The following is a 19539-nucleotide window of genomic DNA, read 5'->3' as shown; positions in this document are numbered from 1 at the left end:
TCAGCGTGTCAACCCATTTTTTTGAAGAAAATCACAAACTTAAAAGCCGTTCTTTTCTTCCAACATCAACAGAACTCGCGCCCCGCTAATGCCGCCGGTCTACTCAAATCCAACGTTACCGCCAAACCCTTTCAACCAACTCAAGGGACGAACCAGTCTGCCGCTAGCAGCGTCGCCGCCCTCGTTGTGGAGGCGTATATAGGGGGCACCCCTCATATCTGTCAACAGCATCGTTGAAGTTTTTTGATGTTTTTTTGACAGCTTTCCACAAGCCGTCGGATTTCCACGTATTCACCTTATATTATAGGGCACTCATTGCACCGAGCACACTTGGGAGGGCCATAAACCGGCCTTATTAGCCAAATAGCGTCCGCCTAACTTTCGAAACTGGCAATCAAGCACGACTTGGCACTGCTGTGGAAATCCTGGTCCGGCAGGCTTGTCGTTGACTTACGTTTCTTCGGAAGGCAAAACTCTCATGCCCGTTTGGGAGCCTTCCAAAACGATGGAAGACACCTTAGCACCGGATTGGCGGCTCAACCGCTTTTCCGACAAATGATTTCAAGCACGTTTTGTGCAGTCTGTTTCTGAAGAAGGGCCGGCTATAGCAGTATGAAAGAGATGGGGCCGAACAATCTCGATCCGGGTGACGAGCCCCCGCTTAGCGTAGGCGGACGGCGACGGCCACCAGATCGTCGTGAAGTTTCTGCCCGCTGGCTTGCTGGCACCTTTCTGACCGGCGTTACATCCTGCATGCTGATCGGCGTTGCATTATTTGCAGCACTCGATGGCCGCGAACAATTGGCGACCCCGCCCGAAATTCTTGCCCGCACCGACATGCCGGGAGCGACTGACGAGGCCGCCATCATCAAGGGCGCGCGTCTTGTCAGCACAGTTTCCCAGCAGAAGGCGCGAGATCGTCGCCGCTTTGATCTTTCGACAATGCAGAAAGTGGGTGAACGGGAAGTCATCCGGACGCGACCATTCGAATTTGTCCGCATGGCTCTTGCTGTCGATCATCCGACCAACCGCAAATATCCGGCTTTCAATGCTCTAACCGTGTTCTCCGAAGGGCCCACGGCGCCTCAGCCGGCCGATGCCGGTCAGATTTACGGCGCGAAGGTCGAAAGCGAAGTCAGCCTGCATGTCGTCGATTTTCCGATGAACAGCGCAACATTCGATGCTTCCAGCGACCTTACCGTCGACGAGGTCGAAAAGGTTGTACGCGATACGGGCGGTCTTCTGACGGACGGTGACGTTCAGGTCGCTTCACTTCATTATGTCGATCCTGCCCGGTTCGGCGGCACCGACTCTCCATTTGCGCTCGGACCTGCGCTTGGCGTGAAAATTACGCAGGAGAATGTCAGTGTGGCGCAGCGCGGTGATGACGAAACGGTTGGCGAAGGATTTTCGGAGGAGTTGATCCCTTTCCGCCAGACAGCTGAGATTGCGCAGACGCTCGAAGATGCTGGCTATACCGGCGACGATGCCGAGAACATGGCCGACTCTCTTGCCAAGTTGATGAACTCACCGCGCCTCAAGGAAGGCAGCGTCCTGCGCATCGGTACCGAGACGCAGGATGGCCGGGACCGCATCGTGCGTGCAAGCATCTACAATCGCACGACCCATCTGGTGACCGTCGCCCTCAACGACCGGGGACAATATATTCCGTCTGACGAACCAGAACAGACTCCGCTCCTGCAGACAGCTTTCGACGGTAACGCCCTTCCGACAGCCATTCGAGGCAATCTGCCAAGTGTCTATGACGGGATCAGCCGTGCCGCGCTTGCCTATGGCATGTCGGAGACGATGCGCGAACAGCTCGTCAAGATGCTGGCAAGCGATGTCGATCTCCAGTCGCGGCTGTCGCCGAGCGACCAGATCGACGCATTCTTCTCGCTGCCGGACGACCCCGACAAACCGGAAGCCGATTCGCAGCTTCTGTATGTATCGGCCAATTTTGGTGGAACAACCCGCAAATTCTATCGCTATCAGGCCCCGGACGGCAGCGTCGATTACTTCAATGGCGACGGCAAGAGTGCGAAGCAGTTCCTGCTCCGTAATCCGGTTCCCAATGGTGTATTCCGCTCACCGTTCGGCATGCGCCGCCATCCGATCCTTGGCTATAGCCGCATGCATACCGGCGTGGACTGGGCTGCACCGCGCGGCACGCCGATCATCGCTTCCGGTAATGGCGTGGTGGAGAAGGCGGGCTGGACCAACGGTTATGGCAACCAGACCCTGATTCGTCATGCCAATGGTTATGTAAGCAGCTATAGCCACCAGAACGCCATCGCCCGCGGCGTTACCGCCGGTGCGCGCGTGCGGCAGGGACAGGTGATCGGCTATGTGGGGTCGACGGGTCTTTCGACCGGTCCTCACCTTCACTACGAAATGATTGTGAACGGTACCAAGGTCGATCCGCTGCGCATTCGTCTACCCGACAACAAGGCCCTTTCGGGCAAGGATCTTGAAGCCTTCAAGCAGGAACGGGATCGCATTGACACGCTTTTGAACAGCGATGAAAACGGTACCAAGCTTGCCTCGAACGGATCGACGAAGAGCTGATAAAGAGAAAGGCCGGGGAAACGCCCCCGGCCTTTTCTTTGAAATTACAGGAATGCTTATAGCAGGGCGCTAAGATGCTAGCGCATCACGCCCTGAAAATGCTCAATCGCCACACGGCTTAACCAAGCCTCGATGTGAAAAACTCAACGAGACTTGGTATTACTCGGTAAACTCGACCGTTACGCCAGCTTTCACCAGCTTTGCCAGCTCTTCCGCATCCCAATTGGTCAATCGGACACAGCCATGACTTGACGTCTTGCCGATTCTCGATGGTTCCGGCGTACCGTGAATGCCGTAAGTCGGCTTTGAAAGCGCAATCCAGACCGTTCCGACCGGCCCATTCGGTCCCGGCGGAATGGTCAGCACCTTGTCGTTATTGCCCTGCTTGAAGTTGATCTTCGGATTGTAGGTGTAGTTCGGGTTGATCGCGATGCGCTCGACCTGAACGATGCCGGATGGCGACGGATTGTCCGACGAACCGATCGTCGACGGATAGGCAACGACCAGCTTGCCGGTTTCGTCGTAGCCGCGAACCTGCTTACGTCCCTTGTCGGCGATAATGCGGGCCACCTTGGTCCGGACAGGTTTCCCAAGATTGGGAATCTTCACAATCGAGCCGGGCTGGTTGAAGTTCACGCCGGGATTGATCTCTTTCAGATAGGCCTCGTCTATATGAAACTTTTCGCCCAGCATTTCGGTCACCGATGTATAGGCCATCGCCGGCAGCTGCGCCTTGTGAGCGTAATCTTCTGGAATCGACGCAACATATTGTCGACCAACGTCCTCATTGGTGATCGTGTATTCCGTAAAAGCTGGACCGCCGGTGGCTTCTAACTCGGCATTGACAGCTGCTTCATCCGTTGGATTGATCGACTTTCCTGTCAATTCGCCGTAAGCCGCCGCCGCCTTGTCGACATTGCTGCCCGAGCGACCGTCAATGACGCCCGGCGATGCACCGGCGCGGTCGAGGAGTATCTGGAAGGCTGCGATCTTTGCCTTTGCGCCCTGCCCCTTCGGCATTTCGATGGCCGGGGCCATGTCGCCTGGATCGGGAACGCCCCTTGGCTGTTCATAACCCGGCTGGCCGTAATCCTGCTGCCCGTTATAGCCGGGATTAGCGCTGGCTGAATTCGTGTTGGTATTGTCAGGATACTGATCGCCAGCGGGAGGCAGTACCGAGCGCTGCACCTGTCCATCCCGGTTGCCGCCATATTGTGGCGCCGCCGGAGCGTCCGGGTAATAGTTCGGGTCTTCGGGCACATTACCGAAGCCGTCATAGGGCGCGCCACCGTCGACCGGACCATCGAGTGTCCAGTTGTCGTCTGGCTGCGGCGCACGACGAACCCGACGGTCATAGGCGTTCGGGTCATAATTATTGGCGTCCTCGACACTGAGAATGCGCCCGCGACGATCCATGGTAACGCGGCGGCCATACTGGTCGATAAAAACCCGTACCCGGCGATCATGATAGATTTCTTCACCCGGATCATAAAGCTGCGCAAGCTGTACCGGGCGTTCGGTAGCCGCTGCAGAACTGACTTCCTCTGCGCGCGCAATACCGTTGAAGGCAGTTACCGCAACGGAAGCGAACAAAGCGAAACGAAGCATGCGTGTGTAATGCGCCATGAAGAATGCCCTGGGTGATCGAGAGATCATGGATGCCGCTAATATGGTTAACAACTGATTAGTTGATAGAGCAGATGCCAGATGAACTGGACATGAAAATGGCCGACATCGAAGGAAAGCCAGAAAACTTGTCAGGACAGATATGAAAAAGGCGCCGCAACCTATCCGGTTGCGACGCCCAGCCTTCAACTCAAGAACGTTCAGGCGTTCTCACCGACCTTCTGGCCTTCATCTTCAAGCGCACCGCGAACCGGACGGAAGTTGAGCCTATCCGAACCTGCGGTAATCTTGACGATGGAACCATCCAGAATGTCGCCCAGAAGAATGCGCTCGGCGAGCGGGTCCTGAACTTCCTTCTGGATGACACGCTTCAACGGACGTGCGCCATAGGCCGGATCGTAACCCTTGTTGGCCAGCCATTCGCGTGCATCCTCTTCCAGCTGCAGCACGATCTTGCGATCGGTCAGCAGCATCTGGAGACGCTGCATCTGGATATCGACAATCGCACCCATGTCTTCGCGGCGCAGCCGGTGGAACAGGATGATTTCATCGACACGATTCAGGAATTCCGGGCGGAAGGCAGCCCGCACCACGCCCATCACTTCGTCACGAACCGACTCGACATCGTCCTTCTCGCCAAGATTGACGAGATACTCGGCACCGAGATTCGAGGTCATGATGATGACCGTATTGCGGAAATCGACCGTACGGCCCTGCCCGTCAGTCAGGCGTCCGTCGTCCAGCACCTGCAACAGCACGTTGAACACGTCCGGATGCGCCTTTTCGATCTCATCGAACAGGATCACCTGATAAGGCCTGCGACGAACCGCTTCCGTCAGAACGCCACCTTCTTCGTAGCCGACATAGCCGGGAGGCGCGCCGATCAGTCGGCTCACGGAATGCTTTTCCATGAACTCCGACATGTCGATACGCACCATGGCCGTATCGTCCTGAAACAGGAATGAAGCAAGCGCCTTGGTCAGTTCCGTCTTACCGACGCCCGTGGGGCCGAGGAAGATGAACGAGCCGATAGGCCGGTTGGGGTCCTGAAGCCCGGCGCGCGCACGGCGAACCGCCTTCGAGATAGCCTGTACCGCTTCGCCCTGCCCGACGACCCGTTTCGCGAGTTCATCTTCCATGCGCAGCAGCTTCTCACGCTCGCCCTCCAGCATCCGGTCGACCGGAATACCGGTCCAGCGCGAAATGATCTGCGCGACGTGGTCAGGCGTAACAGTCTCTTCAAGCAGAGAGCCCTTGTTTTCATGGCTTTCAGCTTCGACAAGCTGCTTTTCCAGCTGTGGAATCTTGCCATAGGCCAGTTCGCCCGCTTTCTGGAACTCGCCGCTGCGCTGCGCAATGGCAAGGGCATTGCGCGCCTCTTCAAGCTGACGCTTGAGATCGGCGGCAAGTCCAAGCTTCTGCTTTTCAGACTGCCATTTCGACGTCAGTTCCGCCGATTCCTCTTCCAGATCGGTCAGTTCCTTTTCGAGGCGCTGGAAACGATCCTTGGAAGCAGCGTCGGTTTCAACCTTCAGCGCTTCGCGCTCGATCTTCAACTGCATGATGCGACGGTCGATTTCATCCAGCTCTTCCGGCTTGGAATCAACCTGCATGCGCAGGCGCGATGCCGCCTCGTCGACAAGATCAATTGCCTTGTCGGGCAGAAAACGGTCGGTGATGTAACGGTTCGACAAGGTCGCCGCAGCAACCAGAGCCGAATCCGAAACGCGCACCTTGTGATGCTGCTCGTATTTTTCCTTCAGGCCACGCAGGATCGAAATCGTGTCCTCGACTGTCGGTTCATCGACGAATACCGGCTGAAAGCGACGGGCAAGCGCTGCGTCCTTCTCGACATATTTGCGGTATTCTTCCAGTGTCGTCGCGCCGACGCAGTGCAGTTCACCACGTGCAAGAGCAGGCTTCAAAAGGTTCGATGCATCCATGGCGCCATCGGATTTGCCTGCGCCGACAAGCGTGTGCATTTCATCGATGAAGAGGATGATCTGGCCAGCAGCGGTCTGCACTTCCGAAAGCACCGCTTTCAGACGTTCTTCGAACTCACCGCGATATTTGGCACCGGCAATCAGCGCTCCCATATCGAGCGCCATCAACTGCTTGTCCTTCAGGGATTCGGGCACGTCGCCATTGACGATGCGAAGCGCCAGACCTTCCGCAATTGCGGTCTTGCCGACGCCCGGCTCGCCGATCAGCACCGGATTGTTCTTGGTGCGGCGCGACAGAACCTGAATCGTGCGGCGAATTTCCTCGTCACGACCGATCACAGGATCGAGTTTGCCTGCCCGCGCATCCTCGGTCAGATCGCGAGCATATTTCTTCAACGCATCATAATTGCTTTCAGCGGACGCCGAATCGGCGGTGCGGCCTTTGCGCATATCGTTTATGACCTTGTTGAGCGCCGTCGGGGTCACACCGGCAGCGGAAAGAATTTCAGACGTCTTTGCGGATTTTTCCATCGCCAGCGCCGTCAGCAGGCGCTCGACGGTGACGAAGCTGTCACCGGCCTTGCTTGCAAGTTCCTCGGCAAGCGAGAAGACCTTGGCAAGCGGCTGCGATAAATATAGCTGGTCGTTGCCGCCCGACACTTTGGGCAGCTTTTCGAGCGCGTTCTGCAGACCGGTGCGTACATCGGCAATGCGTCCGCCCGCACGTTCGATCAAGGATGAGGCAAGCCCTTCGTCATCATCGACGAGAACCTTCAACACGTGTTCCGGCGTGAATTGCTGGTTGCCCGACGACAGCGCAAAAGTCTGTGCAGACTGGATGAAGCCCCGGACGCGCTCTGTATATTTTTCGATGTTCATGATGTCTCCTTTGCCTTCCGGCCCGTCATGCGGCACCGAAAGATGTATGGTGACGAAGCCCCCACACTGGGCGGGCTTCTTTCCAAGACAGCATATGGGACGATGGCCGGGTTTCGGCAAGGGTTACAGGCACTTGCAAAAACAAATAAAAATGGCGCGGAAACCGCGCCATTTTAAACTCGATCAAGAGGAGACGTTTTAAGCGTCGGAATTTGCAGGTTCCGTCACTGGCGTCTCGTCACCGCTGTCCTTGGCGGCACGACGCGGACGACCCGGGCGGCGCGTAGCGCGACGTGGTGCGGCTTCTTCGGCAGATGCTGCATCGGCAGCAGGAGCGGCTTCAACGACCACCGGTGATGCCTGTTCGGCCACGACTTCAACCGGAGCCGAAGCCTCTTCAGCCACCGGCTGAGCCTGCTTTTCCTGCGGCTGTTCATCCGAACGCTCGTCAGCGTTGAAGCGCTCACGCTGCGGACGGCGACCACGACCGAGACGACGATCACGATTGTCGCGTTCGCGCGGCTGCTGGCGACCTTCGCCGGACTTTACCGGCTCGCCACCATCTTCGCCGTAGACGACCTCGGCAGGAGTGCCTTCGATAACCGGCTGCGGACCGGAACCGTTGACGGGCTGCGGCTGTGCTGCGACAGGCGTGAAACCTGCTTCTTCATCATCCGAACCGTCATCGTCAAAGGTTTCTTCGCGCTGGAACGGCACCGGATTCTGCGCCATGGCAGCCATGATGATGCGATTGTAATGTTCGGCGTGCTGAAGATAGTTTTCTGCCATCACGCGATCGCCAGATGCCTGTGCGTCCCGCGCAAGTGTCGAGTATTTTTCTGCAATATGTTGCGCATTGCCACGGATCTTCACATCCGGGCCATTGCTTTCGTAATTGCGCGACAGAGGATTGGGGCCCTTGCGGTTATTGTTGTTGTTATTATTGTTATTCCCCCGTCCGCGCATGCGCCTGTTCTGCTGTGCTGGCCTCATATTCATCTCTTTTCAGATTAAAGGGCGTAGAAACTCCACAGCCAAAAAAGCTGCCGGTTTCACGCTATCGAACCATGGAGGAAGTACGCCCTAAAAACTTCCCACAAATCGACTGCTCCTGAGTTAGGTACACCTCTATGGGTCACCGAAACTCCGCGGTTGCATTAATGCATAACCACTCCGAAAAGCTTTGCTCTTCGAGATTATGCTTGAAAGTCGAGTACTTCCGCACAAGCCATCCCCAAAGAACCCTCCGGGGAGCATGACCAAAAATCGTCATGGAGCATTTCCGCCACCGCCCATCAGCGGGCAAAACCATTCTGGCTGTATACGGTGGCCGGAAACTAAACGGCTTCGCCGCAAATTCCAAGTGTTTTTTAGCGGTTCGCCGCATCAAAATTACGTATTTGATTTGTGCGCGAAAAGCATGGCCCTTCTGTGGCCGCCAAGATCGCTCGCATCTCCTGCGAGAGAAAAACCTGCGCTTTCGAACAGCGCCTCAACATCCTGGAATTGTCCGGCGCCGATCTCTACGGCAACCATTCCACTCTTATATAGGTGATCTGCCGCCTTCTGTGCAAGGGCTCTGTAGAAATTCAGTCCATCGGCACCGCCATCAAGTGCGGCAAGCGGATCATGTTCGCGCACTTCGCGCGACAATCCCGCAATATCTTCATGCGGAATATAGGGCGGGTTTGAGACGATAAGATGAAACCGTCCGCTCACATACTGGAACCAGTCGCTTTTAAGTGCGGCAAAGCGGTCGCCTACGCCATTGGCGACTGCATTGATTCGCGCCATTGCCAGCGCACCGTCGGCCATGTCGAGGCCGATGCCATGCGCATGTTCGAAGCGATGGAGAAGCGAAATGACGATCGCGCCCGTTCCCGTGCCCATATCGAGAAGCTCAAGCGTGCTGTTCTGTCCCGCAAGCGCCTCCAGCGCCGGAATGACCAGCTCCACCAGAACTTCCGTATCGGGACGTGGTTCAAGCGTCGCGGCAGAAAGCCGGAAAGGCAGGCCAAAAAACTCGCGCCTGCCTATGATGCGATGCACCGGCTCGCCTGCGGCCCGGCGCTCCAGTGCAGACCGAAGCGCCGCGACACGTTCCTCATCAATCAGCTTTTCCGGCGGAGAAATCAGATCGAGTCGAGTTGCCCCCGTCACCCATTCGACCAGCAGCCGCGCGTCGAGATCGGGTGTATCGAGCCCCACGTCCCGAAGCTGTTTCCGAGCGGCGCTCATTAGTGTGTCGAGGCGTTCGCCGCTCACGCTCAGGCGCCCAGCTCAGTCAGCAGTGCGGTCTGGTGATCAGAAATCAGCGCATCGACCAGTTCGTCCAGATCACCTTCCATAACCCGGTCGAGCTTGTAGAGCGTCAGATTGATGCGATGATCGGTGACGCGCCCCTGTGGGAAATTATAAGTGCGGATACGCTCGGAGCGATCACCTGAACCGACCTGACTGCGGCGCGATTCAGAGCGTTCGGTTTCTGCCTTCTGGCGCTCCATATCATAAAGGCGTGCACGGAGAATCTGCATGGCGCGTGCACGGTTCTGGTGCTGGGATTTTTCAGCCTGAACGACCATAATGCCGGTCGGAATATGCGTGATACGAACCGCCGAATCGGTCGTGTTCACGTGCTGTCCGCCGGCACCTGACGCCCGCATCGTATCGATGCGGATATCTTCATTGCGGATCTCGATATCGATATCCTCGGCTTCAGGTAGGACTGCGACGGTTGCAGCCGAGGTGTGAATGCGGCCACCCGCTTCCGTTTCAGGCACACGCTGCACACGGTGCACGCCCGATTCGAACTTGAGCTTGGAGAACACGCCCTTGCCGGAAACTGTGGCGATGATTTCCTTGTAACCACCGGCATCGCCTTCGCTGGCCGAGACCAGCTCGACCCGCCAGCCTTTTTCGGCGGCATAACGCTCATACATACGGAACAGATCACCGGCGAACAGTGCTGCCTCAAGTCCACCCGTACCGGCACGAATTTCGAGAATAGCATTCTTCTCGTCGGCGGCGTCCTTCGGCAAGAGCAGAATCTGCACTTCCTGCTCCAGCGTCTCGATGCGCTTTTCGACTTCCGGCAGTTCTTCCAGAGCCAGCGCGCGCATCTCTGCATCCGTAGAGGCATCGTCACGCATGGCCGCCAGATCAACTGCTTCCTTGCGGGCGTCCGTCAGTTCGCGAATCTTGCCGACTACCTCCTGCAACTCGGAATATTCAGATGCGAGCTTCACATAGGTTTCCGAATCCGGATTATTGGCCATCTGGCTTTCGATCATCGAGAACCGCTTCAAGAGCTGGTCCATCCGGTCCTGCGGCAATGCGATCATGTCATGTCCTAAAATTTGTCAGCGGCGTGCAAGCATGCAAAACGAAACGCCGCGCAATCCTGCACCGCGACCGTTCGGTCAGATCAATCTGCTTCGCTATAACGGAATATCGTTGTCTTCGGCAAATCTCATCAACAGTTCACGCAATGAATGCGCGCTATTCGGCTTGTCCAGCTCTTCCGCCAGCAAGGTCGTAAGCTTGCCCGCGTCCAGCGCATCGAGCATGGCCTTGACCGGGCCAATTGCCGCCGCAGACATCGAGATCGACCGAAACCCGATGCCCACCAGCGCCATGGCTGGAAGCGGCCTGCTCGCCATTTCACCGCATAGGGTAACCGATTTGCCGTGGCGATTGCCGGTTTCCACGATGAAGCGCAGTGCCCGCAGAAATGCAGGCGAAAGCTGGTCGAAGCGACCCGACATCAGCGAGTTGCCACGATCCGTCGCCATGAGAAACTGGAACAGATCATTTGAACCGACGGAGATGAAATCGACGAGCGACATCAGTTCCTCAAGCTGCCACAGCAGCGACGGCACCTCGATCATCGCTCCCAGCTTCAGACACATCGGCAACTGATGGGCGAACCGCGACAGGTGACGGACCTCACGATCGATGATCTCGCGCGCGGCCTTCACCTCGCTGACTTCCGTTATCATCGGCAGCAGGATTTTCAACTCACGGCCGCCCGCCGCCTTCAAAAGCGCCCTTAGCTGGGTGCGCAGCAGCCCCGGACGGTCGAGCGTCAGACGGATGGCCCGCCAGCCGAGTGCCGGATTTTCTTCCTGCACTGTCGAACTGAAATAAGGGAGAACCTTGTCTCCACCAATATCCAGCGTCCGGAAAGTCACCGGCTTGTCGCCTGCCGCCTCAATGACCGAGCGATAAAGACGTTCCTGCTGTTCGGCACGCGGGAATGTCGAGGCCACCATGAACTGAAGTTCGGTGCGAAACAGGCCGATCCCCGCCGCACCCGAAGCCGACAGTTGCGGCAGATCGACGAGAAGCCCTGCATTCATCAGAAGCGATATATCGACACCATCCTTGGTGACAGATGGCTTGTCCCGCAACTCACGATAATGAGCCTGACGCCGCGCCCGGAACCGAACCTTTTCGGCGTAAGCCGTTTCCAGATCGGACTGCGGGCGCAGATGCATGATGCCTTCATCGCCATCGACAATTGCCGCATCGTTGTTTTCGGCCATGGATACAATGCCCTTGGCCTGGCCAACGACCGGAATGCCCATTGCTCGGGCCACGATCACGACATGGCTCGTGGCTGCGCCATCTTCCAGAACCACACCGCGCAAACGCTCGCGCGGATAATCCAGAAGTTCGGCAGCACCCATCGAACGGGCGACAATGATCGCGTCCTTGACCAGCGATTCGGCGATGGTCTTGATGTCACGCCCCATGAGCTGGCGCAGCAGACGGTTCGCGAGATCATCGAAATCCGACAGGCGCTCACGCATATAGGGGTCGGTCAGATGCACCATGCGCGCACGTGTGTCGCTCTGCACCTTTTCGACCGCCGCCTCGGCGGTCAGACCGTTGTGAATGGCTTCTTCCAGACGCCGCACCCAACCGCGATCATGGGCAAACATGCGATAGGCTTCGAGCACTTCGCGATGCTCGCCCTCCGCCGCCACATCGCGGCGCGACAGCATGTCATCGATGGATATGCGCAGGCTGCCAAGCGCCTCGTCCAGCCGGTTCAGCTCTGCCTGGCTATCCTCGTTGAAAAGATTGGTGACGACGATGCGCGGCTCATGCAGCACCACATGGCCAAGGCCGATACCGTCGTTGAAAGCCTGTCCTGTCACGCTCATCGGGCGACCGAGATCAAGCTCTATGCCCGGACGGGCCAGACGTAGCCCGTCCCCGGTCGCGATGATTTCGGCAAGAACCATGGCGGTGGTTTCAAGTGCTTCGACCTCGTCTTCCCGATAAGCCCGCTTGGTCTTGTTCTGGACGACAAGAACGCCCAAAGTGCGGCCAGCACGCAGAACGGGAACGCCGAGGAAGGAATTATAGGCCTCTTCACCCGTTTCCGGCAGATAGGCGAAAGCTGGATGGCTTTGCGCATCGGTCAGATTGAGAGGACGGGCGCTTGCGGCAATCGTGCCGACCAGACCCTGACCGAGGCGAAGCTGGGCAAGGTGGACTGCCTGCGGATTGAGACCTTCGGTCGCGTAAAGCTCTAGGACGCCATCAGCGCGCAATATATAGAAGGAGCAGACTTCCGCGACCATATTCTGGGCGATTTCACGAACGATCCGGTCGAGGCGCGCCTGCGGTTCCAGCGGCTCTGCCATCAATTCGCGCAACCGCTTAAGCAGTACGCGGGGACCGGTTGTCAGCTCACGCATGATCGTCGGGGGCTCCTTCAAAATTGCTGACGTGCGTTCCGCCAGCCGATTCCCAATACCCGCCCGCGAAGCGTTACGCCAACCCCTTTGTGAGCATTTTTGACACCCGCGTCCAGAACAAATAGTCGCTGCTCGCAAAATGTTGCAGGGCCGCGCACCCTTTCGGCCGCGCGGCCCTGCATACAACTCTGTTTCAAATGGAAACTAAACTGGCTGACTACTTGTCGAGGCCATAGACCGCATGCAGCGTGCGCACGGCCAGTTCCGCATAAGGGCCGTCGATCAGGATAGAAATCTTGATTTCAGACGTTGTGATGGCGCGAATGTTGATGCCCTTTTCGGCCAGCGCCTTAAAGGCGGTAGCAGCAACGCCCGCATGGCTGCGCATGCCGATACCGATGACCGAAATCTTGGCGAGGCCGGTTTCGGACTGGATATTGTCGAAGCCGATCTCGCCCTTGACCTTGTCCAAAACCTTCAGGGCCTTGTCGACATCACCGGTTGGAATGGTGAAGGTCATATCGGTCTTGGAGCCGTCTTCCGACACATTCTGCACGATCATGTCGACATTGATGTGCTCTTCGGCGAGCGGCCCGAAAATAGCTGCCGAAACGCCCGGCCGGTCGGCCACGCGCCGCAGCGAAATCTGAGCTTCATCCTTCGCAAAGGCGATACCTGTGACGACCTGCTGTTCCACGATTTCATCCTCGTCGCAAATAAGGGTTCCGGGCGGGTTGATCGGATCACCCATGCCCGGCGCATCTGGGTCCGTAAAGCTCGAGCGCACGAAAGTGCGCACCTTGTGCACCATGGCGAGTTCGACCGAACGCACCTGCAGAACCTTGGCACCGAGCGATGCCATTTCCAGCATTTCCTCGAAGGAAATCTTTGAAAGACGCTTTGCCTTCGGCTCCACGCGCGGATCGGTGGTATAGACGCCATCGACATCCGTATAAATATCGCAGCGATCGGCCTTCACACCGGCAGCGATAGCGACAGCAGACGTGTCCGAGCCGCCGCGCCCGAGCGTTGCAACGCGATTGTCAGGACCTATGCCCTGAAAACCGGCAACGACGGCAACCTGTCCCATTTCCATACGGCGGATGATTTCCGAGCCGTCGATGTCCTGAATACGGGCCGCGCCATGGGCGTTGTCGGTCTTGATCGGAATCTGCCAGCCCTGCCACGAACGTGCGTCGACGCCGATGGACTGAAGCGCAATCGCCAGAAGGCCGCTGGTCACCTGCTCGCCGGAAGCGACGATGGTGTCATATTCGCGGGCATCGTAGAAAGGCGAGCTTGCGCCGCAGACTTTCGGCATATTCTGTACCCAGCCGACCAGCTCGTTGGTCTTCCCGGACATGGCCGAAACGACGACGGCAACCTGATTGCCCGCCTCGACCTCGCGTTTGACGTGGCGCGCCACATTATAGATGCGTTCCAGATCGGCTACCGAAGTGCCGCCGAATTTCATCACGATGCGCGCCATTTAAGGTTACGTCCCGCTGTTTAGAAAAATTACACTCTCACCTGCCCAAACCTTATATTGTTGCGACAGGCAAACCCGGGGTCACATAGCTAAAATGCCGCTCTTCCGCAAGGCCGCGATTCGTATCGGGCCCCTTGAGAGCGAAATTGATTTGTTCCTTGACTTTGGAGTACTACCTTGAGAGCAGAACTGCACGCTTCCGCCGCTGGAGAATGAAATGACCGAGACCGCCCGCACCACCATCGACGCTTCGGAAATCGAGCATTTTTCGCGCATCGCCGCGGAATGGTGGAATCCGCAGGGCAAGTTCCGTCCCTTGCACAAGTTCAATCCGACACGGCTTGCCTATATCAAGGAAAAGATCTGCGCCAAGTTCAATCGCGATCCCAATGCGCCGCGCCCCTTCGAGGGCCTGCGCCTACTCGATATCGGCTGCGGCGGCGGGCTTCTCTGCGAACCGATGGCGCGCCTCGGCGCAACCGTGATCGGAGCGGATGCCTCCACGACAAACATCGAAGTGGCGAAAATCCACGCCGCACAAAGCGGTCTCGACATCGATTATCGCGCCACGACCGCAGAAGCACTGGCCGAGGCCGGTGAAAAATTCGATGTGGTCCTCAACATGGAAGTGGTCGAGCACGTCTCCGATGTTGACCTGTTCATGTCGGCAACGAGCGAAATGGTAAAGCCCGGCGGACTGATGTTCGTCGCCACAATCAACCGCACGCTGAAGGCTTACGGTCTGGCAATCATCGGCGCGGAATATGTCCTGCGCTGGCTGCCGCGCGGCACTCATCAATATGAAAAGCTGGTTCGCCCGGAAGAACTCGAATCCGCACTTGCGAAAGGCGGCCTGCGTGTCATCGACAAGCTTGGCGTAACCTATAATCCGCTGGCCGACAGCTGGAGCCGCTCCCGCGACACCGATGTGAACTATATGGTGCTTGCCGAACGCCCCGCCTGATCCAATCAGCCTCTTTGCGCGCGCGTTGTCATGGCAACGCCTGCGCAGATAACCAGCGCCCCGATCCAGGTCAGCGGCGGATAGTGTTCGCCGAGAAACAGTGTTCCCGAAATAAGCCCCAGTGCGGCTGCGACATAGCCGATCTGGCTAAGATAGACCGGCCCGCCAACCGCCTGTAACCGGAAGAACAGGGCAAACATGCCAGCCGACGCAATCGACTGGGCCAGGGCAGCCCATGGCGCGAATGCAAGTGTTTCAATCGGAAACTGGCCGGTGAATATGAGTATTCCAGCAAAAAGCATCAGTGCCGATGCGAGATGGCTTCCGGCTGCAAGCTCGGTCGGATCGGAGTTCTTCGGCCAGTCGAGCGTGCGATAGACATTGCCGATGGCGAGAAACACAGGAATGAGCAATGCAGCGGCGATCCACAATGGATCGGCTGGTTTCCCCACCTCGCCGCGCGTCATCGCCACCATCACCGCGCCGATAAATCCGGCAGCGATACCACCGATCCCCAGCGCATTGGGACGCCGCAGTCCGAACCCCATAGACAGAACGAGCGTGATGACCGGAGAGAGCGTGTACATGATGCCGGTAAAACCCGCTCCAAGGCGCGGAATGGCAGAAAGAATGAGAAGATTGGGCACGGCATAGGAGATGAACGCGGTGCAGATATAGTAACGCAGTCGCCCGCCTGAAAAGCCGATCTTCTTTCCCTGCAGAAGAAGAACAGCGAACAGAATGATCCCTGCACTCGCCGAGAACAGAAATGTCCAGATCGCGGGCGGAATACCGGCCTGCGCGGCGATCTTGCCGAGCGGCAGGATGAGGCCCAGCAAGGTGCCGGTTGCAATCAGCAAAAAAGGCGCAGAATCCGTCAGTTTCATGCGCCTTGTCCCCTATGCCGGCAATCAGTTCTTATCTTCTGGAAATACCGGCAGCGGCAGAACGTCGACACCGTCTTCAAGCAGCGAATGCACATCCTCGCGCGACGCTTCGCCGTAGATACCACGCGTTTCGGTCTCGCCGAAATGAATCTTCCGGGCTTCTTCGGCAAATTTGTCGCCGACATAATCGGCATTCTCACGAACCTTGCGGCTCAACTCCCGCATTTCGTCCAATATCTGCTTTTGCGTATCGCCCAACGCCATGGCAATCTTTTCCTTGCCGCGACTTGTCGAGACCGCAGGCGCCATCAGCGACTTCTGAACGGCCTGCGAATTGCACACCGGGCAAGCGACAAGCTTCCTTTCCGACTGACGGTCGAAATCAGCATTGTCGCGAAACCAGCCCTCGAATTCATGGCCGTGATCGCAATGAAGCGAAAAGCGGATCATGGAACTTACGCATCCTCTTTCTGTTTCGCTGAGCAAGTCCGGACATCGAACTCCCGCGCATTCTTCAGGTTCGGTATCTTGCCGCGTGCAGCAGCGCTTTCCGCCACGTCGATGTCGGCCAGAATGACACCCGGTTCATCGTGATCGGCCTCGGCGAGAATCTTGCCCCATGGTGAGACGATGATCGAATGACCATAGGTTTCCCGCCCATCCTCATGCAGACCGCCTTGCGCGGCAGAGATCAGGAATGCACCATTTTCGATGGCACGCGCACGCTGCAAAACGTGCCAGTGGGCTTCTCCTGTCTGTTTCGTGAAGGCAGCCGGGCCGGTGATCACATTGGCACCGGCAAGCGCCTGAGCACGGAACAATTGCGGAAAGCGGATATCGTAGCAGATCGCCATGCCGAGATTTGCGAAAGGCAGTTCGGCAACGACAGTTTCCTTGCCCGGCTCATAGGTCGCCGATTCGCGCCAGCTTTCACCATTGTCCAGATCGACGTCGAACATGTGAATCTTGTCATAGGTGACGAATTTCTCACCCGAAGGCGTGAAAATTCCGGCGCGATTGGCAATCTTGCCATCACCGGCATCGATGGCGGTTGAACCGATGTGAAGGAAGATACCGTGTTTCGCCGCCAATGCCGAAGCTGCCTTGAAGACCAGATCATTGGCTTCATCACGCAGGCTCGCCTTGAAGGCTGCACGATCACGCATCATCGCGCCGGTCATTTCCGGCGATTGCACATAAGCCGCGCCTTTTGCTGCCGCTTCAGCGACGAACTTCTCCAAAGCCTCGATATTGCGGACAACATCTGTGCCGGAACGCATCTGTACTGCAGCAGCGCGGAACGTGCTCATCGGTTTCTCCCCCTTTATATTCTACGCCAATTCGCCAGTCTTGAGCAGGCCGTCCAACTTACCCTGGTCTTCCAGCGCGAAAAGATCATCGCATCCGCCGACATGAACAGGCCCGACGAAAATCTGCGGGAAGGTGTTACGGCCCGAACGCTCTTGCATTTCAGCGCGCAGTTCCGGCGATACGCCTGCATCGATTTCATTATAAGCAACGCCCTTGCGGGTCAGAAGATCCTTCGCCCGGGTGCAGTAAGGACAACCGATACGCGTGTAGATCGTTACATCAACCATTATAAACTCCAATCGTTTTGGCCACTATATAAGCGGCAAAAGCGCCATCTGGAAGCCCTGACGCTTTTCACGAGCCTGTGTAGCCAATTATCCGGTTCAATCCGGGAGAACACGGCTGAACGTCAGCACATCGACGCTTTTTGCTCCGCCGCGCAACAGGGCCCGCGTCACCGCCTTGACTGTAGCGCCGGTCGTATAGACGTCGTCGATCAGCAGAATCCGTCGCCCACGAACATGAATCTCGTGTTCCTGCGGCACACGAAACGCGCCGTCCACATTGCGCTTTCGCTCCTTGATGCCAAGACCGATCTGCTGTTCGGTCCGGCGCACACGCTTCACGCCTTGCGGCGCAAAGGGTTTCGCCTCCAGTTTTGCCAAGGCGCGGGCAAGTTCCGCCGACTGGTTGAAGCGCCGCTGCCAGAACCGCCAGCGATGCAGGGGCACTGGCAGTATCACGTCACATTCATCCAGCAATTCGCGGCCCGCACGCTGCATCCAGCGCGCCATCCACGGAGCCAGATCGGTCCGGTCATGAAACTTGAGCGAAACCGCCATGCGCTGTGCCGCCCCCCGGTGCAGGACGGCAGACCGGAGACGCCGGAAAGGTGGAGGATCGGCAATCGCCTCCGCACTCATGAAATTCTCACCGAAATCATGACTGAAAGGTATGCCCAGCACAGGACAGTAGGGCTTTTCTATAAAGCGCAGCTCCGGCCAGCATTTCGGACACAGCGTCCCCGGTTCGGACACATGCATCCGACAGCCGATACATGTCGGCGGAAACAACATGTCCGCCGACGAGCGAACAGCCCTGCCAGCCAACAGCCGAAGCCTTTCGCCCGCGTTGCGCAAAAAGGTTTGATGCGTTCTATCGTCATCCGCCATTGCATTCGCCCCCGTTCGAATGCATCTATCCCCGCAACGATTGTACTGAACCTTGCTCGAAAGAGAAGACGGATTCCATGCCTGCGCCGACTGATGATAGCGCGATCTTTGATCGCGATCTCCTGCTCTCGTTTCGCCGCCGCGCCTTTGCGCGCGCCGAACCCGGCGCGGATTTCCTGTTGCAGCGCATTGCCGACGATCTCGCTGATCGTCTCGACGCAGTGGAGCGCCATTTTCCCGTCGCCGTCGATCTGGCTGGCCATACCGGCGCAGCGGCTGCAGCCATAGCACAGACTGGCAAGGCCGACCTGATTGTCCGCATCGAACGCGACAGGGATTTTTTGCAGGGTCCATTCCCGGCTATTGTCGGCGATGAGGAGATACTTCCGCTGAAACCTGGCAGCGTCGATCTTGTCGTGTCGCTGATGGCGCTGCACGCGACAAACGATACGCCGGGCACAATGGTGCAGATCGCCCGCGCCCTGAAGCCGGACGGGCTTTTTCTCGCCGCCCTGAGCGGCAGCGGAACGCTGGGTGAATTGCGCGAAAGTCTGCTTCAAGCAGAAATCGAATTGACGGGCGGCGCCTCGCCGCGCGTTTTCCCATTTCCGGACGTACGCGATGTGGGCGGCCTTCTGCAACGTGCAGGCTTCGCCCTACCTGTAACCGATGTCGATAACATCACAGTGCGCTACGATTCGCTGTTCAATCTGATGGCCGATCTGCGCGCCATGGGGATGCAGAACATTCTGCATGATCGGTCCAGAAAGCCGGTTTCAAAACGCCTTTTCCTGCGTGCCGCTGAAATCTACGCAGAACGGTTCTCCGATCTGGACGGGCGCATCCGCGCCACTTTCTCCGTCATCTGGCTATCGGGCTGGGCGCCGCATGAATCGCAGCAAAAGCCATTGAAGCCCGGCTCTGCAAAAGCATCGCTCGCGGAAGCGCTAAAAAAGGCTGAGGAAGAATAAAGCATGCCTCCCAAAAGCGGG

General features: G+C 57.6%; 16 protein-coding genes. 4 read left to right on the top strand and 12 right to left on the bottom strand.

Annotation, left to right across the window (positions count from 1 at the left end; translation table 11 throughout):
• Positions 1-237: hypothetical protein (locus HWX93_RS22880; protein ID WP_210267197.1), on the top strand; the 237-nt coding region annotated here is incomplete at its 5' end.
• 375 nt (positions 238-612) lie between these two features.
• A complete protein-coding gene (locus tag HWX93_RS04450) occupies positions 613-2568 on the top strand; it encodes a M23 family metallopeptidase (RefSeq protein ID WP_176036618.1) in 1956 nt (651 codons plus the stop codon).
• Between the two features lie 159 nt (positions 2569-2727).
• Here the strand turns inward: HWX93_RS04450 and HWX93_RS04445 are convergent, their stop codons facing one another.
• The 7 genes from HWX93_RS04445 to HWX93_RS04415 all read right to left on the bottom strand — a co-directional run bounded on the left by HWX93_RS04445 (position 2728) and on the right by HWX93_RS04415 (position 14213).
• On the bottom strand, positions 2728-4194 hold the full coding sequence (locus HWX93_RS04445; protein WP_176036617.1) for a L,D-transpeptidase: 1467 nt from the start codon (positions 4192-4194) through the stop codon (positions 2728-2730).
• A gap of 200 nt (positions 4195-4394) precedes the next feature.
• Positions 4395-7016 carry an ATP-dependent chaperone ClpB gene (gene clpB, locus HWX93_RS04440; RefSeq protein ID WP_176036616.1) on the bottom strand — a complete coding sequence of 874 codons (2622 nt, stop codon included), beginning with the start codon at positions 7014-7016 and terminating at the stop codon, positions 4395-4397.
• A gap of 198 nt (positions 7017-7214) precedes the next feature.
• A complete protein-coding gene (locus tag HWX93_RS04435; RefSeq protein WP_109988620.1) occupies positions 7215-8009 on the bottom strand; it encodes a DUF4167 domain-containing protein in 795 nt (264 codons plus the stop codon).
• Between the two features lie 399 nt (positions 8010-8408).
• On the bottom strand, positions 8409-9254 hold the full coding sequence (prmC, locus tag HWX93_RS04430; RefSeq protein ID WP_176036633.1) for a peptide chain release factor N(5)-glutamine methyltransferase: 846 nt from the start codon (positions 9252-9254) through the stop codon (positions 8409-8411).
• Between the two features lie 29 nt (positions 9255-9283).
• Positions 9284-10357 carry a peptide chain release factor 1 gene (gene prfA / locus HWX93_RS04425; protein WP_109988538.1) on the bottom strand — a complete coding sequence of 358 codons (1074 nt, stop codon included), beginning with the start codon at positions 10355-10357 and terminating at the stop codon, positions 9284-9286.
• 96 nt (positions 10358-10453) lie between these two features.
• A complete protein-coding gene (gene ptsP / locus HWX93_RS04420; RefSeq protein ID WP_176036615.1) occupies positions 10454-12724 on the bottom strand; it encodes a phosphoenolpyruvate--protein phosphotransferase in 2271 nt (756 codons plus the stop codon).
• A 217-nt stretch (positions 12725-12941) separates the two neighbouring features.
• Positions 12942-14213 (bottom strand): aspartate kinase, encoded by a 1272-nt coding sequence (locus HWX93_RS04415; protein ID WP_010657494.1) that lies wholly within the window; start codon positions 14211-14213, stop codon positions 12942-12944.
• Positions 14214-14430: 217 nt separating this feature from the next.
• Here HWX93_RS04415 and ubiG point away from each other — a divergent pair, with 217 nt between their 5' ends.
• A complete protein-coding gene (ubiG, locus tag HWX93_RS04410) occupies positions 14431-15177 on the top strand; it encodes a bifunctional 2-polyprenyl-6-hydroxyphenol methylase/3-demethylubiquinol 3-O-methyltransferase UbiG (protein WP_176036614.1) in 747 nt (248 codons plus the stop codon).
• A gap of 5 nt (positions 15178-15182) precedes the next feature.
• On the opposite strand, the gene HWX93_RS04405 is transcribed toward ubiG, so the two are convergent.
• The 5 genes from HWX93_RS04405 to HWX93_RS04385 form a co-directional block, all read right to left on the bottom strand.
• Positions 15183-16064, bottom strand: a complete 882-nt coding sequence (locus HWX93_RS04405; protein ID WP_176036613.1) for a DMT family transporter — start codon at positions 16062-16064, stop codon at positions 15183-15185.
• Positions 16065-16088: 24 nt separating this feature from the next.
• On the bottom strand, positions 16089-16514 hold the full coding sequence (locus HWX93_RS04400) for a DUF1178 family protein (protein WP_109988542.1): 426 nt from the start codon (positions 16512-16514) through the stop codon (positions 16089-16091).
• Between the two features lie 5 nt (positions 16515-16519).
• On the bottom strand, positions 16520-17374 hold the full coding sequence (locus HWX93_RS04395; protein ID WP_176036612.1) for a carbon-nitrogen hydrolase family protein: 855 nt from the start codon (positions 17372-17374) through the stop codon (positions 16520-16522).
• Positions 17375-17395: 21 nt separating this feature from the next.
• Positions 17396-17662: a glutaredoxin 3 gene (gene grxC, locus HWX93_RS04390; protein WP_176036611.1), complete on the bottom strand. Its 267-nt coding sequence runs from the start codon at positions 17660-17662 to the stop codon at positions 17396-17398.
• Positions 17663-17758: 96 nt separating this feature from the next.
• Entirely contained in the window at positions 17759-18547 is a 789-nt protein-coding gene (locus tag HWX93_RS04385; RefSeq protein WP_176036610.1) for a ComF family protein, read from the bottom strand.
• A gap of 77 nt (positions 18548-18624) precedes the next feature.
• Between HWX93_RS04385 and HWX93_RS04380 the strand changes: the two genes are divergently transcribed.
• On the top strand, positions 18625-19518 hold the full coding sequence (locus tag HWX93_RS04380) for a methyltransferase domain-containing protein (RefSeq protein WP_176036609.1): 894 nt from the start codon (positions 18625-18627) through the stop codon (positions 19516-19518).
• The last annotated feature ends 21 nt before the right edge of the window (positions 19519-19539 follow it).

The organism is Brucella tritici (assembly GCF_902825325.1).
Classification (GTDB): Bacteria; Pseudomonadota; Alphaproteobacteria; order Rhizobiales; family Rhizobiaceae; genus Brucella.
This window is presented reverse-complemented; position numbering and strand designations above follow the sequence as displayed.

Coding starts and splice junctions, on each gene's coding strand:
- HWX93_RS04380 (WP_176036609.1), top strand. CDS start 18,625: ATGCCTGCGCCGACTGATGATAGCGCGATCTTTGATCGCGATCTCCTG.
- HWX93_RS04445 (WP_176036617.1), bottom strand. CDS start 4,194: ATGGCGCATTACACACGCATGCTTCGTTTCGCTTTGTTCGCTTCCGTT.
- HWX93_RS04400 (WP_109988542.1), bottom strand. CDS start 16,514: ATGATCCGCTTTTCGCTTCATTGCGATCACGGCCATGAATTCGAGGGC.
- HWX93_RS04385 (WP_176036610.1), bottom strand. CDS start 18,547: ATGGCGGATGACGATAGAACGCATCAAACCTTTTTGCGCAACGCGGGC.
- ptsP (WP_176036615.1), bottom strand. CDS start 12,724: ATGCGTGAGCTGACAACCGGTCCCCGCGTACTGCTTAAGCGGTTGCGC.
- ubiG (WP_176036614.1), top strand. CDS start 14,431: ATGACCGAGACCGCCCGCACCACCATCGACGCTTCGGAAATCGAGCAT.
- HWX93_RS04405 (WP_176036613.1), bottom strand. CDS start 16,064: ATGAAACTGACGGATTCTGCGCCTTTTTTGCTGATTGCAACCGGCACC.
- clpB (WP_176036616.1), bottom strand. CDS start 7,016: ATGAACATCGAAAAATATACAGAGCGCGTCCGGGGCTTCATCCAGTCT.
- HWX93_RS04435 (WP_109988620.1), bottom strand. CDS start 8,009: ATGAGGCCAGCACAGCAGAACAGGCGCATGCGCGGACGGGGGAATAAC.
- prmC (WP_176036633.1), bottom strand. CDS start 9,254: ATGAGCGCCGCTCGGAAACAGCTTCGGGACGTGGGGCTCGATACACCC.
- prfA (WP_109988538.1), bottom strand. CDS start 10,357: ATGATCGCATTGCCGCAGGACCGGATGGACCAGCTCTTGAAGCGGTTC.
- HWX93_RS04450 (WP_176036618.1), top strand. CDS start 613: ATGAAAGAGATGGGGCCGAACAATCTCGATCCGGGTGACGAGCCCCCG.
- grxC (WP_176036611.1), bottom strand. CDS start 17,662: ATGGTTGATGTAACGATCTACACGCGTATCGGTTGTCCTTACTGCACC.
- HWX93_RS04395 (WP_176036612.1), bottom strand. CDS start 17,374: ATGAGCACGTTCCGCGCTGCTGCAGTACAGATGCGTTCCGGCACAGAT.
- HWX93_RS04415 (WP_010657494.1), bottom strand. CDS start 14,213: ATGGCGCGCATCGTGATGAAATTCGGCGGCACTTCGGTAGCCGATCTG.